This window comes from Mycobacterium sp. (assembly GCF_044342925.1).
In the GTDB taxonomy this organism is placed as follows: Bacteria; Actinomycetota; Actinomycetes; order Mycobacteriales; family Mycobacteriaceae; genus Mycobacterium.
The window spans coordinates 1-13,870 of the sequence record NZ_JBIIOV010000081.1 but is presented as its reverse complement, the minus strand read 5'-3'; the positions used below and the strand labels follow the sequence as shown (position 1 = coordinate 13,870).

Sequence of the window (13,870 nt, the reverse complement as noted above, 5' to 3'; positions counted from 1 at the left end):
CAGGCGCAGTTGAGGGCGAAATCGCCGAGCAGCGCCGTGTAGTGCTCCAGACCCGCGATCAGCCAGAGCCGTTCGCACAGTTGGTTGTAGCGCCGATTGGGGTCCCGCGAGGTGCTGGGTGCCAGCACCTTGCCGATGATGTAGTTGACCTGCTTGAGGATCGGCCTCGGATTGACGCCATTGGCTTCCATGAACTCGTGCAGCATCCGCTCGTGGGTGTCGGCGTGTACCGCCTCCTGCCCGATGAAGCCCCGCATATCGTCGGCCAGACGCTCATCCTTGACCAGCGGAAGAGCCTCGTTGTAGGTGGCGACGAACCAGCGTTCCGCAGCGGGCAGCACGATGTTGAGCAGGCTGACCATGTGCGAGGCCACCGGGTGCCCGGGAATCCAGTGCAGCGGGGAATTCGAGGCGTCGAAGGCCACATTGCGGGCGTGGATCTGGACCGGGCCGGGGTCGATTTCCCGGGTGAAACGGCGCGGACGAAGCATTTCCCACCTCCGACGTGACGTGCCGTCGAGTGTAACCGCGCTTATGCCTGCGCAGGGTGAGGCCGGCGAATCAGCCGACCGGGGTCGGGACGACGGTCACCACGCCAGGTGCGCCCGGGGTGGGACGTGCGGCGCCTTCGGTGCCTTGGGCCCCGGGGACACCGGCCGCCGATGGGGCGGCCGGCCTCTGCGGTTGTGCCGCCGCGGTGCAGTCCAGGTTCAACTGCATCTTGTACGCCGTGGTCAGCACCTTTTGGCTGGCCACCACGCACTGCGCCTGCGGCACGTCGCTGCCGACCGAGCCGCCGAATACCGCCTTCACCCCTTGGGCGCGCAGGATCGCCACCGCCTTGGCGTAGGGCTCACCCACCACGTTCATGGTGTTGTTGGTCCCCGGGTTGGCGTGGCCCAGGCCCATCCCGAGGGCCGCGGCCGCGGTGCCGACCGCCACAGCGCCGGCTGCGATGAGTGTGCGCACGGGGAACCTTCCTGCCTTCGTTGTCGAAGATAGCAACCGGTCTATCGCCGGGCGGTGCGCGGACGTTTCAGCGACACGGTTGCACAACCGGCTTCAGAACGCGTCCCGGTGGCGTTCCTGCTCCAGCACCGCCTGCAGGTCGGTCAGCCGATTCATCGACGACACCGCCCGCGCGGTGCGCATGTTGGCCGCCAGCAGGTCGGCGTGGCGGTGAGTGAACGCCCAATAGCCGGCGGTGAACGGGCAGGCGTCGGGGCCCAGGCGCTTCTTCGGGTCGAACCGGCACTGGCCGCAGTGATTGCTCATCCGGTTGATGTAAGCCCCGCCGGAGGTGTACGGCTTGGTGGCCACTTTCCCGCCGTCGGCGTGCTGGCTCATGCCGATCACGTTGGTGGGCATCACCCAGGCGAAGCCGTCGACGAACGCCGACGCGAACCAGTCCGACAACGCACCCGGGGAGTACCCGCGTTGCAGGGCGTGGTTGCCCAGCACCATCAGCCGCTGGATGTGGTGCGCCCAGCCGCGGTCCCGCACCCCGGCCATGGCCTGGCGCAGGCATTCTGCCTGCACCGCGTCGGCCTCCAGGTCGGTCCACCACGACGGCAGTTCGGTGTGCGCACCCAGATGGTTGTTGGCGGCGTAGTCGGGTCCGAAGTGCCAGTACAGCTGCCACATGTACTCGCGCCAGCCAAGGATCTGGCGGATGAACCCCTCGACCGCGGCCAGCGGCGCGGCGCCGTCCCGGTGGGCCTGCTCGGCGGCGTGCACGGCCTCCATCGGGTGCAGCACCCCGAGGTTGAGCGGCACCGACAGCAGCGAGTGCGCCATCGCCCAGTCCGCGCTCATCATGGCGTCTTCGTATTGCCCGAACGCCGGTAGCCGGTGGACGACGAAGTGGCGCAAGGCTTCCTGCGCCTCGGCCGGCGTCACCGCGAACAGCCGGGGGCCGTCGACGCCGACCGTCTCGACGCCCATGTCGTCCAGATCGCGGCGCACCCGAGCGTCGATGTCGTCCTCGGCCGGCCGGTACGGCGGCGGGACATCCAGCGTGCTTCGTCCCTTGGGGGGCTGCTCCCGGTTGTCGGTGTCGAAATTCCAGCGGCCACCCACCGGCACTTGGTCAGTTTCCGGACCGTCCATCAGGACTCCGAAGCGGCGGCGCTGCTCCCGGTAGAAGTCCTCCATCCGGAATCGCTGGCGCGTTCCGGCCCATTGCCGGAATTCGCTGCGGCGCAGCGCGAACGTCGGCGTGGGCAGCACGTCGGCGACCAGGCCCTCGCTGCACAGCCGCTGCACGAACCGCTCGGCGGCGTGCGAGGTGGGCTCGTGCACCAGCACCGGGCGGCCGTAGCGGCGCAGCGCCTCGGTGTAGGTGGCGGCGCGGATCAGGGTGGACCGATCGCCGAGATCGTCGTGCGCGTGCCGCAATGCGGACAGCACCAGATGCAGTTTCTGCCGGTGGCATCGGCGACGGCGCAGCGCGGATTCGGCCTCGACGAGCAGCACGGGGCGGTGGGCGTGCTCCCCGCCGTACACCCGCGGACCCAGCTGGTCGGCGAACAGCCACAGCGGGGTGTCATCCCGGATGCCCGCGGCCGTCACCCCGCCGATGCTACGGCTCCGACCCAGTTCGTCGGAGGTGCGCTAGAATCCGGGCCGTCCACCAGCACCTGTGTTCGCCGAGATTTGGGAGACCCGCCCTGTGGCAAGACTTTCGCAACTGCGCGGCCTGCGATCGCTGGGATTTCAGTCCAAGCTGCTGATCATGTTGCTGGCGGTGAGCATCATCTCGGTCCTTGTCGCCGGTGTTATCGGCTACATCAACGGCACCACCTCGCTGCGCAACGCCGAGTACCGGCGGCTGGTCCAGCTGCGCGAGTCCCGCGACCGGGAGATCACCGCGTTCTACGGCGGTATCATCGACGCCGCCACCCTGCTCACCAACACGACGTCCACCCTCGACGCGATGAAGGGCTTCGCCGGCGCCTTCGCCGACCTGCAGAAGACGCCGCTGCCGCCCGGTGCGAAGGAGGCGGTGGACAACTACTACGCCACCGTGTTCGATCCGGCGCTGCAGAACGGCAGCGGCCAGGAGGCCGACGGCGCTCTGTTCCGGCCGACGTCCAACGCCCAGACCTACCTGCAGGCGCTCTACGTGGTTCCCGCCAAGGGCGAGGCGTCGGTGAAGATTCTCGATCCCGGCGACCCGAGCGAGTGGACCAAGCTCAATCAGCGCTACCAACCGTTATTAACCGACTTCGCCAGCCGGTTCGACTTCGACGACGCGATGATGATCGACACCGACGGCAATGTCGTCTACTCCAACTACAACCAGATCGACCTCGGCGCCAACCTGCTCAGCGGCCCCTTGAAAGGCACCAAACTCGCCGACGCCTACCGCCAGGCCCTGAATGCATCGTCGGTGGACGACATCATCATGACCGACTTCGAGGACTACGCCCCCGCGTACGGCCGGCCCACACCGTGGGTGGTGACCCCGATCGGCGACGCAAACGGAATCATTGGCGTTCTCGCCCTGCAACTTTCGACCGACGAGCTCAACAACGTGATGACCGGGGAACAGAGCTGGGAGAAGACGGGCTTGGGCCAGACCGGCGAAACCTACCTGGCCGGCCCGGACCGGTTGATGCGGTCGGTGTCCCGCAAACTGCTGGTCGACCCGGAGGGCTACATCAAGAGCGTGGTGGCCAACGGCACCCCGGAGGACATCGCCCGACGCCAGGTGGAAGTGGGCGACAGCTCGCTGTTGCAGCCGGTGAACACCACCGCGGTCAACCTGGCGCTCGCCGGCCAGACCGGGTTGACCACCGCCAAGAGTTACCTGGGCCCGGAGTCGCTGCTGGCCTACTCACCGTTGAGTCTTCCGGGCCTGAACTGGGTGATCGTGGCCAAGATCGACAAGTCCGAGGCGTACGCCCCGGTGCGGGCGTTCGCCCGCAATCTCGTGCTGACCACTGCGGCGATCGTGCTCATCGTGTCGCTGCTGTCGCTGCTGTTCAGCCGAATACTCACCCGACCGGTCAAGAAGTTGGTGGCCGCGGTTCGGCGGGTGAGCGGCGGTGAGCTGGGCGTCGCCGTTCCGGTGACATCGCGCGACGAGTTCGGTGAGCTGGCGTCGTCGTTCAACGACATGAGCGCGAGCCTGCTGACCAAACAGCAGCTCATCGACGAACAGCGTGGCGAGAACGACGAACTGCTCAAGAGCCTGATGCCCGAGCCGGTGGCCCGCCGTTACCGCGAGGGTGAGGCGAACATCAGCACCGAGCACCGCGACGTCTCGGTGGTCTACGCCCAGATGCTGGGCTTCGACGATTACTCGCGGACGCTGCGGGCCGAGGAATCGGTGTCGATGCTCAACTCCCTGGTCGAGGCGTTCGACACGGCAGCTGAGCGGCATGGGATCGAGCGAGTCCGCACCATGCAGGACAACGGCCTGCTGGCCACCTGCGGGCTGGTGGTGCCGCGGGTGGACCACGCCAGCCGCACCATCGCCTACGCCAAGGAGCTCGCCGAGATCCTGGAGCGGTTCAGCGAACAGAACAGCGCCGGGCTGTCGATACGGGTCGGCATCGACAGCGGGCCGGTCACCAGCGGCCTGGTCGGCGAGCGTTCCACGATGTACGCGCTGTGGGGGGAGGCTGTCGATCTGGCCCACCGGGTGCGCGATTCGGCGCGGTCAGCCGGCATCTTCGTCAGCGACCGGGTGCACGACTCTGTGGTCGGTATCTACCCGTTCACCGATGCCGGCACCATCACTGGTTCGACCGGGACCGAGAGGGTCTGGCGGCTCGAGGTCGCGACACGGCAGCCGGTATAGAGGGCGGATCGCGCATGAATGAATACACCAGCGAGCCGTGGTTCTGGCCCGCCATTATCGTCTCGGTCGGCCTGCCGGTGGCACTGCTGGTGCTGCACGAGCTGCACAGCTCCCTGGTCCGGCGGGGCAGCGCCTACGCCAAACCTGTTCTGATACTGCGCAACTGGGTGCTGCCGGCATTAGCGGCGTTCCTGCTGATCCGGCAATTCGAAAACGCCGACGGCAACCCGACATGGTCGAAGATCACCGCCACGGTGTTCGGCTTCTTCCTCATGCTGATGGTGTTGTCCAGCGCCAATGCCGCGTTGTTCGGAGGCGCCAGCGCGGACAGTTGGCGCAGCAGGCTGCCGGGCATCTTCGTCGACCTCGGCCGGCTGATCCTGATCCTGATCGGGATCGCGATGCTGCTGTCCTGGGTGTGGGGCGCCAATATCGGCGGCCTGATCACCGCGGTCGGCGTCACCTCCATCGTCATCGGCCTGGCCGTCCAGAACGCCGTCGGTCCCGTCATCTCCGGTCTGCTGCTGCTCTTCGAGCAGCCGTTCCGGATCGGTGATTGGCTGGACACCAAGTTCGGCAAGGGCCGGGTCGTGGAGGTGAACTGGCGGGCGGTGCACATCGACACCGAAAACGGGGTGCAGGTGGTGCCCAACGCCGCGCTCGCCGGTGACTCCTTCACCAACCTCAGCCGCACCGTCGCCCCGTACTTCAAGGCCAAAGCGACGTTCGCGTTTTCCGCCGAGGACCCGCCCGGAGCGGTGAAGGCCGCGTTGCTGTCGGTCGCCGACGGCGTGCCGGCCAAGCTTCCCGAGTTCGCCGCCTTGGTGACGCCGCTGGGAGCTCACGCGGTGCATCCCGGTGTGGTCAACTACCGGGTGGCAGTCCCGGTGGCCTCGCCGGCCGCTGCCGACGGCGCGGTGTCAGTGCTGAGGCAGCGGGTGTGGTACGCGGCCCAGCGGGCCGGGTTGCACCTCGACGACGTGAAGTCCGGCACCAGGCGCAAAGGCGTCTATCTGGCCGAACACATCGGCGACATCACCGCGGGACTCGGACTGGACGGCGACGCCGCCGCGACGATCCTGGCCGCCGCCCGCGTGCTGCCCTACGCCGCCGGGGAAGTCATCCAGTCGACCAACAGCATTCCCCAGGCAATGGGTTTCGTCACCGACGGCGTGGCGGAGATGTTCGTGATTGCCGAGGACGGTCGGCGGCTGCCGATCGGCGAATTGGGAGTCGGTGAGTACTTCGGCGGATCGTCGCTGACCCGCCAGCGGACGACCACCGGTGTCAGTGCGCTGACGGATATGTCGGTCGTGGCGGTGTCCCGGGAGGCGATGAACGCCATTGTGCAGAAAGACCACCGGCTGGCCCGCCAGATCGGCGACTCCGTCGACATGCGCCGGCGAGCTGCCCGGGAGGCGCTCGCCGAGGCGGCTCGCGGCCTGGTCTGATCACGCTGGTCTGATCAGGCTGGTAACCGGTCCAGGAAAACCCGCTGCCCCTTCAGGAGTTTGGTGTGCGCAGCCGCCACCGGCAGCCAGGCGATCCGGTCGAGTTCCGGGAACTCCTGAAGGCGCCCTGAGCCTTTCGGCCATTCCAGGGTGACGGTGTTGCTGACGAAGTCATTGACGTCGAGGTCGGCGGCGACGGCGAACACCGTCAGCATCTTGCCGCTGGGCTGGCGCACCGTACCGAGGTCCAGACGCGGCCCGTCGGGAGCGGAGCAGCCGATCTCCTCGGCGAACTCGCGACAGGCGGCCTCCCACGGGTCATCGCCGGAGGTGTACTCGCCCTTGGGAATCGACCAGGCGCCGTCGTCCTTGCGCGCCCAGAACGGGCCGCCGGGGTGGCCGATGAGGACTTCGACAGCCGCGCCGACCCGCCGGTGCAACAGCAACCCGGCGCTGAGAACCGGCCTGGAAACCGGCACAGCTCAGCCGGGTCCGGGATCGGTCGCCGCCCGCATCGCCTCGGCCAGCCCGGCGGCGCGCCGGTCGGTGAAGACGTCCTCCAGTAGCAGCAGCCCGCCGTCCGGGCCGTTCAGCGGCACTCGCCAGTTCGGGTACTCGTCGGTGGTGCCCGGCTGGTTCTGGGTGCGCCGCTCGCCGACCGCGTCGGTCAGGGCCAGCGCCAGCAGCCGCGAGCGGGTGCGGCCGAGATACCGGTAGAGCGCCAGCGTCACGTCCTCCTCGTCGGCCTCGGCGCCGAGCAGCCCGACCCGGCGCAACTCCGCCATCCACGCATCCTGCTGGGCTCGGTCGTCGGCCAGTTCGTCCTCCGCCGACCGGGCGAGCAGGCCCAGTTCGTGGCGCAGCCGGACATGCGCGCCGTCGAGGTAACCGGGGGTGGGCGGCAGGTCGTGCGTGGTGACCGAGGACAGGCACAGCTCACGCCAGTGCTGGGCCGGCAGCGGCCCGCGGCTGTCCGCGTCGATCTCGAACCACAGGATCGAGGTGCCCAGCACACCGCGGTCACGCAGATAGTCGCGCACCCACGGCTCCACGGTGCCCAGATCCTCACCGACCACCACCGCGCCGGCCCGGTGCGCCTCTAGGGCGACGATCCCGATCATCGCGTCGTGGTTGTAGCGGACATAGGTGCCCTGGGTCGGCGGGGCGCCTTCGGGAATCCACCACAACCGGAACAGCCCGATCACATGGTCGATGCGCACCCCGCCGGAGTGCCGCAGGATCGCGGCGATCAGTTCCCGAAAGGGTTGGTAGCCAAGCTCTTCGAGTTGGTCGGGCCGCCACGGCGGCTGCGACCAGTCCTGGCCCAGCTGGTTGAACTCATCAGGTGGGGCACCCGCGGTGACGCCCAGGGCCAGCACGTCCTGCAGCGACCACGCGTCCGCGCCGGTGGGGTGCACCCCGACGGCGAGATCGCCCATGATGCCCAGCGGCATCCCGGTGCGCAGCGCCTGAGATTGCGCGTGGGCCAGCTGGTCGTCGAGCTGCCACTGCATCCACCGGTGGAAGTCCACCGCGTCGCTGTTGCGCTCGGCGAAGTCGGCGACCGCCGGGCCGGCCGGGTTTTGCAGCGCGGTCGGCCACGACTTCCAGTCGCCGCCGTGCTTCTCGGCAATCGCACACCAGGTGGCGAAGTCGTCCAGCGCGGTGCCCTCGCGCTGTTTGAACGCGGCGAAAGCCAGTTCACGGCCGGCCGACCGGGGCTGCTGGTAGACGACTTTGAGGGCCTTGCGTTTGGCGGCCCAGACGCCGTCGCGGTCAATGGTGTTGGACTTGCGGGCCCGTCGCTGTACCGCTTTGCGCGCGTTGCGCACCCGGTCGCGCCTGGCCAGAGTGGCGAACTCTGGAATGGCTTCCACCCGCAAATAGAGCGGGTTGACGAACCGGCGTGAGGTGGGCAGGTAGGGGGAGGGCTCCATGGGGGCGGTGGGGGAGGCCGCGTGCAGCGGGTTGATCAGCACGTAGCCCGCACCGTGCCGGGAACCCGCCCACACCGCGAGGTCGGCGAGGTCGGCCAGATCGCCGAACCCCCACGATCCCGTGGACTGCACGCTGTAGAGCTGGGTGGCCAGACCCCAGACCCGGCGTTCCCCCATCCGGGCCGGCAGCCCGAGCCACGCCGGGGTGACGATGAGCGCGGTGCCGAATTCGTGTGTGTCGAATTCGTGTGTGTCGAATTCGTGTGTGCCGGATTCTTCTGTGTCGAATTCTTCTGGGCCCGAACGCAAGTGGATCCGATGGTACCCCAACGGCAGGTCGGCGGGCAGCACGAAGGTGGCTTCCCCGATCAGCGCGCCGTCGAGGTCGAACGGCGGGTTCCAGTTGTCGGCCTGCCGGATGTCGGTGCGGACCGTGCCGTCCTCCAAGCGGACCCAGACCTGAGCCGGGGCGCCGTGGGTGACGTGCACCCAGAACGACGTTTCGGTGCCCGAACGGGTGACCACCGTCGGCGGCAGCGCCCGCGACCAGTGCTGCCGGTCGAAGTCGGTGAGCGCGGCGGCGCAGTCCTGCTCGGTGTCGGCGCGCACCCCGAGCGCGGCCAGCACGGCCACCACGGTGGACGGGTCGACGGTCACGAAATTTCCGGTCCAGTCGTGGTAGGCGCACGCCACCCCGAGACGGTCGGCGACAGCGGTCAACGACGGATCAGCCATGTCCGCCATCTTGCTCTGCCGACCGCGCCCGCGCGCGCCGATCAGTGCGCCGAACCGGATAACTCGATGGTGAGCACGCCGGCGACGATCAGGCCGGCCGATCGCGATCGCCCACGACGTCCGGGCCGCCCGGTCCTGGCGCGAACGGCTGGGCTACATCTTCGGGCCGCCGGGCTGGCAGCCCGCCGTGAACGCCGATCCGGCTGCCACTGATCCTGCCACCAACATCGCCGCGGGCACGGCACACTAGGAAACGTGGACGTCAACGAAACCCTGCTGCCCGGCGTCGGGCTGCGGTACGAGTTCGACAACTCCGACGGTGACCGGATCGGTGTCATCGCCCATCGCAAGGGCGATTTCGAGGTTCTGGTGTACGCGTCGAAGGACCCGGACCGGGCCCGGCGGGTGTTCCGGCTAACCGAACGCGAAGCCGAGGCTATGGCGCAGATCCTCGGCGCCCCGCGGATGGTGGAAAGCTACGCCGACCTGACCAAGGAGGTGCCGGGCCTGGACGCCGGGCAGGTCGAGGTGGGGTCGCACTCGCCCTACGCCGGGCGGCCCCTGGGAGACACCCGGGCCCGAACACGTACCGGCGCCTCGATTGTCGCGGTGGTCCGCGACGAGCAGGTGCTGGCCTCGCCCGGACCCGACGAAATGCTCCATGCCAACGACGTGCTGGTGGTGATCGGCACCGCGGACGGAATTGCGGCGGTCCGTCAGCTGGTCGAACAGGGCTGATCCCCATGGCAGTCTCGGCGCCGCTGCTCTTCGAGCTCGGTGCCATTCTGGTGGTGCTGACGGTGCTGGGAGCAGCGGCGCGGCGCTTCGGGCTGTCGCCGATCCCGCTGTATCTGCTGGCCGGGTTGTTCCTGGGCAACGGCGGGCTGGCCCCCGTCGACGCCGCCGCGGACTTCGTCGAGTCCGGTGCCTCGATCGGCGTGGTGCTGCTGCTGCTCACCCTGGGCCTGGAGTTCTCCATCGGCGAGTTCTCCCAGTCGCTGCGCCGCCATCTGCCCTCGGCCGCGGTGGACCTGGTGCTCAACGCCACTCCGGGGGCGCTGGCCGGCTGGTTGCTCGGCCTCGATGCGGTCGGCATCCTGGCGCTGGCCGGCATCACCTATATCTCGTCGTCGGGGGTGATCGCCCGGCTGCTCGGCGATCTGGATCGGCTCGGTAACCGGGAAACCCCGGCGGTGCTGTCGGTGCTGGTGCTGGAGGACTTCGCCATGGCGGCCTACCTGCCGGTGCTCACCGTGCTGGCCTCCGGCGGCACGGTTGTACAGGCGCTGCTGTGGGCGGCGGTCGCCATCGGCGCCCTGGGCCTGGCCTTCCTGGTGTCGATGCGGTGGGGCCACCACGTCGGACGGATGCTCGGTCACCCCGAAGACGAACAGATGCTGCTGCGAATCCTCGGCCTCACCCTGATCGTGGCGGCGATCGCCGAACACCTGCACGCCTCGGCCGCGGTCGGCGCCTTCCTGGTCGGACTCACCCTGACCGGCCCGATCGCCGACCGCGCCCGCAGCGTCCTCAACCCGCTGCGCGACCTGTTCGCAGCGGTGTTCTTCGTGTCGATCGGGCTGGCGGTCGCGCCCGGCGACCTGCTGCCCAAGCTGCCGTTCGCGCTGGCGCTGGCGGCGGTGACCGCCGGCACCAAGGTGATCACCGGTATCTACGCCGCGCGACGGGAGGGCGTGGCCCGGGCAGGTCAGCGCCGCGCCGGTACGGCCCTGATCGCCCGCGGGGAGTTCTCCTTGGTGATCATCGGGTTGGTCGGCGCCGGCGCCGGCACACTCAGCGCGGTCGCCACACCGTACGTTTTCATCCTCGCGATCCTGGGTCCGGTGCTGGCGCGCTTCGCCAGGTAGACACTGATTTCGGATAGGCTCGCGGACGCCCGCCGACGAGACGGCGGCATCTTCAGGAGGTTAATCAAGTCGTGGGAGACACACTCAACGCAGGACAGAAGCTCGGCCGGGGCGATGCGCTCACGTCGAGCAACGGCGCCTACACCCTGACGCTGCAGGACGACGGCAACCTCGTTCTCGCGGCGCGCGGCGAGGCGGTCTGGGCCACCAGCACCGACGGCCAGGGCGTCGACCGTGCCGAGGTCCAGTCGGACGGCAACTTCGTGCTCTATGCCGGGGACACCCCGAAGTGGAACAGTGACACCAAGGGCAAGAAAGACGTCCGCCTGGTCGTTCAGGACGATCGCAACGTCGTGCTCTATTCGGCCGACGGGGCCGCCTGGTCGTCGCGCACCGAGACCGACGCTCCGCCGCCGCCGGTGGTCACCGAAGAGGTCGCTCCGGTTGCCAACGAGGTGCCCGCCCCGCCGGCCCCGCCGGCTCCGCGCACCCACACCGTGGTTTCCGGCGACACCCTGTTCAACATCGCCAAGCAGTACCTGGGCGACGGCAACCGCTACATGGAGCTGGCCAAGGCCAACAACATCGCCAATCCGGACCACATCGAGGTCGGCCAGGTCATCACGATCCCGTGAGTCCGGCCGTCAGCGGGTTATCCGCTGACGTCGACGGGTTCGCCATAAAGAGTCGGTAACGATTCGGCCACCGGGCCGATACACACCTCGACACGCTTATTGCGATCCCGTCGGTTGACGGGTCGCCGACCGATCGAGGTGTATGGTGCCCCGTCTCCTGGGATCTCTCGTCGTCGTCGCCGCGGCGGCCACGGCAGCGCTGACCGCTCTGCCGTCGGCCGCCGCGGCCGACGGTGGACTTCAGGTCTACCCGGGCATGGAGATCCGCCAGGGCAGCACGGTGTGCACCCTCGGCTTCGTCGATCCCGTCGTCCGGATCGCCTACTCCGCAGGCCACTGCCGCGGCAACGGAACCGTCACCGACCGTGACGGCAGGTTCGTCGGCGTCGTCGCCACCGCCCGGGACAACACCCCCGACGGCACGGTGGTGCGCACCGACCAGGTGATCAGCGACTACGAGACCATCACCCTCGCCCCGGACGTCACCGTCAGCACGGTGCTGCCCGGTGGCCGCAACCTGGTCGTCGACCCCGGAGTCCAACTCGTGGTCGGCCAGCCCATCTGCCACTTCGGGGTGGTGACGGGGGAGACCTGCGGCGCCGTGGAGCGGGTCAACAACGGCTGGTTCACCATGAACAACGGCGTCGTCAGCCAGAAGGGCGACTCCGGCGGCCCGGTCTACACCCTGGGGCCCGGCGGCACCGCGGTGATGATGGGACTGTTCAACAGCACCTGGGGTCAGCTGCCGGCGGCGGTGTCCTGGCAGGCCACCGGGCAGCAGCTACGCGCGGACACCGGGGAGACCATCCTCAACGCCGCCGCCACCCCGTAAAACTAGAACACGTTCTCGCCAGCCGGGCGGCCCGGGGATATCCTCGTTCCCATGAGTGGGCTGGACATTCCGGCCACGATCGACGCCTCCGCTGTGACCGACTGGTCCGACGACGTCGACGTCGTGGTCATCGGTTTCGGCATCGGCGGGGGGTGCGCGGCGGTCAGCGCCGCGGCCTGTGGTGCCCGGGTCCTGGTGCTGGAACGCGCGGCTGTCGCGGGCGGCACCACCGCACTGGCCGGCGGGCACTTCTACCTCGGCGGTGGCACCGCGGTGCAGCAGGCCACCGGCCATCCCGATAGTGCCGAGGAGATGTACTCCTACCTCGTCGCGATGTCGCGGGAACCCGAATACGACAAGATCCGCGCCTACTGTGACGGCAGCGTCGAGCACTTCGACTGGCTCGAGGACCTCGGCGTGCACTTCGAGCGCAGCTACTACCCGGAGAAGGCGGTGATCCAGCCCGGAACCGAAGGGCTGATGTACACCGGCAACGAAAAGGTCTGGCCCTACTGCGATCTCGCCGTCCCCGCACCGCGCGGGCACAAGGTCCCGGTGCCCGGCGACACCCGGGGGGCGGCCCTGGTCATCGAGTTGTTGCTCAAGCGGGCCGCCGAACTGGGCGTAGAGGTGCGCTACGAAACCGGCGCGACGCACCTCATCCTCGACGACGGCGAGGTGGCCGGGGTCACCTGGAAGCATTTCGGCGACACCGGGGCGGTGCGCGCTCGCGCCGTGGTGATCGCCGCCGGCGGATTCGTGATGAACGCCGAGATGGTCGCCGCCTACACCCCGATGTTGGCCGAGAAGCCGTTCGTGCTGGGCAACACCTACGACGACGGCCTGGGCATCCGGCTGGGAATGTCGGCCGGCGGTGCCACCAAGCACATGGACCAGGCGTTCATCACCGCGCCGGTCTACCCGCCGTCGGTGCTGCTCACCGGGATCATCGTCAACAAACTGGGCAAGCGGTTCGTCGCTGAGGACTCCTACCACTCCCGCACGTCGGGTTACGTCATGGATCAACCCGACAGCGCGGCGTTCCTGATCGTCGACGAGGCGCATCTGCAGCGCCCGGAATTCCCGTTGATCAAATTCATCGACGGCTGGGAGACGGTGCAGGAGATGGAGTCGGCTCTCGGTATCCCGGCAGGCAATCTGGTGGACACCCTGAACCGCTACAACGAGGACGCCGCCCGCGGCGAGGACCCGGACTTTCACAAGCAGCCGGAATTCCTTGCGCCGCAAGACAAAGGCCCATGGGCGGCGTTCGACCTGTCGCTGGGCAAGGCGCTGTATTCCGGTTTCACCGTCGGGGGGCTGGCCAACGATGTCGACGGTCAGGTGCTGCGGGCGGACGGCCATGCCATCGCGGGCCTGTATGCCGCCGGCGCGTGTGCCTCGACCCTGGCCCAGGACGGTAAAGGGTATTCCAGCGGAACGCAATTGGGCGCGGGATCGTTCTTCGGCCGGCGGGCAGGCGAGCACGCGGCCGCGACACGGGGGACTAGGGCCGGTCGCCGGGAATCACTGCCAGCACCCGGGCGGGGCTTCCGGTCCCACCGACAATCGGCAGCGGACTGACGATCACAAGGGCACCGTCGG

General features: G+C 68.6%; 12 protein-coding genes and 1 pseudogene. 8 read left to right on the top strand and 5 right to left on the bottom strand.

Features of this window, described 5'->3' with window-relative positions:
* The 3 genes from ADBZ6I_RS10175 to ADBZ6I_RS10165 all read right to left on the bottom strand — a co-directional run.
* Positions 1-491 (bottom strand): metal-dependent hydrolase (locus ADBZ6I_RS10175; RefSeq protein ID WP_526383403.1); only part of this gene is annotated, 491 nt, incomplete at its 3' end.
* 70 nt (positions 492-561) lie between these two features.
* Entirely contained in the window at positions 562-969 is a 408-nt protein-coding gene (locus tag ADBZ6I_RS10170; RefSeq protein WP_526383401.1) for a hypothetical protein, read from the bottom strand.
* Between the two features lie 93 nt (positions 970-1,062).
* Positions 1,063-2,571 carry a cryptochrome/photolyase family protein gene (locus tag ADBZ6I_RS10165; RefSeq protein WP_526383399.1) on the bottom strand — a complete coding sequence of 503 codons (1,509 nt, stop codon included), beginning with the start codon at positions 2,569-2,571 and terminating at the stop codon, positions 1,063-1,065.
* Positions 2,572-2,671: 100 nt separating this feature from the next.
* Here ADBZ6I_RS10165 and ADBZ6I_RS10160 point away from each other — a divergent pair, with 100 nt between their 5' ends.
* Together ADBZ6I_RS10160 and ADBZ6I_RS10155 are read left to right on the top strand one after the other, a co-directional pair.
* A complete protein-coding gene (locus ADBZ6I_RS10160; RefSeq protein ID WP_526383397.1) occupies positions 2,672-4,807 on the top strand; it encodes an adenylate/guanylate cyclase domain-containing protein in 2,136 nt (711 codons plus the stop codon).
* A 14-nt stretch (positions 4,808-4,821) separates the two neighbouring features.
* Complete coding sequence (locus ADBZ6I_RS10155) at positions 4,822-6,258, top strand: mechanosensitive ion channel domain-containing protein (RefSeq protein ID WP_526383395.1); 1,437 nt, start codon at positions 4,822-4,824, stop codon at positions 6,256-6,258.
* A 14-nt stretch (positions 6,259-6,272) separates the two neighbouring features.
* Here ADBZ6I_RS10155 and ADBZ6I_RS10150 read toward each other — a convergent pair whose 3' ends face one another.
* Positions 6,273-6,737 carry an NUDIX hydrolase gene (locus tag ADBZ6I_RS10150; RefSeq protein WP_526383393.1) on the bottom strand — a complete coding sequence of 155 codons (465 nt, stop codon included), beginning with the start codon at positions 6,735-6,737 and terminating at the stop codon, positions 6,273-6,275.
* A gap of 3 nt (positions 6,738-6,740) precedes the next feature.
* Positions 6,741-8,939, bottom strand: a complete 2,199-nt coding sequence (gene malQ / locus ADBZ6I_RS10145; RefSeq protein WP_526383391.1) for a 4-alpha-glucanotransferase — start codon at positions 8,937-8,939, stop codon at positions 6,741-6,743.
* A 91-nt stretch (positions 8,940-9,030) separates the two neighbouring features.
* Between malQ and ADBZ6I_RS10140 the strand changes: the two are divergent.
* The 6 genes and pseudogenes from ADBZ6I_RS10140 to ADBZ6I_RS10115 form a co-directional block, all read left to right on the top strand.
* Positions 9,031-9,180, top strand: a pseudogene (locus ADBZ6I_RS10140) (sterol desaturase family protein); the annotation flags it as partial.
* A 5-nt stretch (positions 9,181-9,185) separates the two neighbouring features.
* Positions 9,186-9,668 (top strand): cation:proton antiporter regulatory subunit, encoded by a 483-nt coding sequence (locus ADBZ6I_RS10135; protein ID WP_526383389.1) that lies wholly within the window; start codon positions 9,186-9,188, stop codon positions 9,666-9,668.
* A gap of 5 nt (positions 9,669-9,673) precedes the next feature.
* Positions 9,674-10,798 carry a cation:proton antiporter gene (locus ADBZ6I_RS10130; RefSeq protein ID WP_526383387.1) on the top strand — a complete coding sequence of 375 codons (1,125 nt, stop codon included), beginning with the start codon at positions 9,674-9,676 and terminating at the stop codon, positions 10,796-10,798.
* 71 nt (positions 10,799-10,869) lie between these two features.
* A complete protein-coding gene (locus ADBZ6I_RS10125) occupies positions 10,870-11,433 on the top strand; it encodes a LysM peptidoglycan-binding domain-containing protein (RefSeq protein WP_526383385.1) in 564 nt (187 codons plus the stop codon).
* A gap of 142 nt (positions 11,434-11,575) precedes the next feature.
* Positions 11,576-12,265, top strand: a complete 690-nt coding sequence (locus ADBZ6I_RS10120) for an Rv1815 family serine proteinase (RefSeq protein WP_526383383.1) — start codon at positions 11,576-11,578, stop codon at positions 12,263-12,265.
* Between the two features lie 51 nt (positions 12,266-12,316).
* Positions 12,317-13,849 (top strand): FAD-binding protein, encoded by a 1,533-nt coding sequence (locus ADBZ6I_RS10115; protein WP_526383381.1) that lies wholly within the window; start codon positions 12,317-12,319, stop codon positions 13,847-13,849.
* Positions 13,850-13,870: the final 21 nt, after the last annotated feature.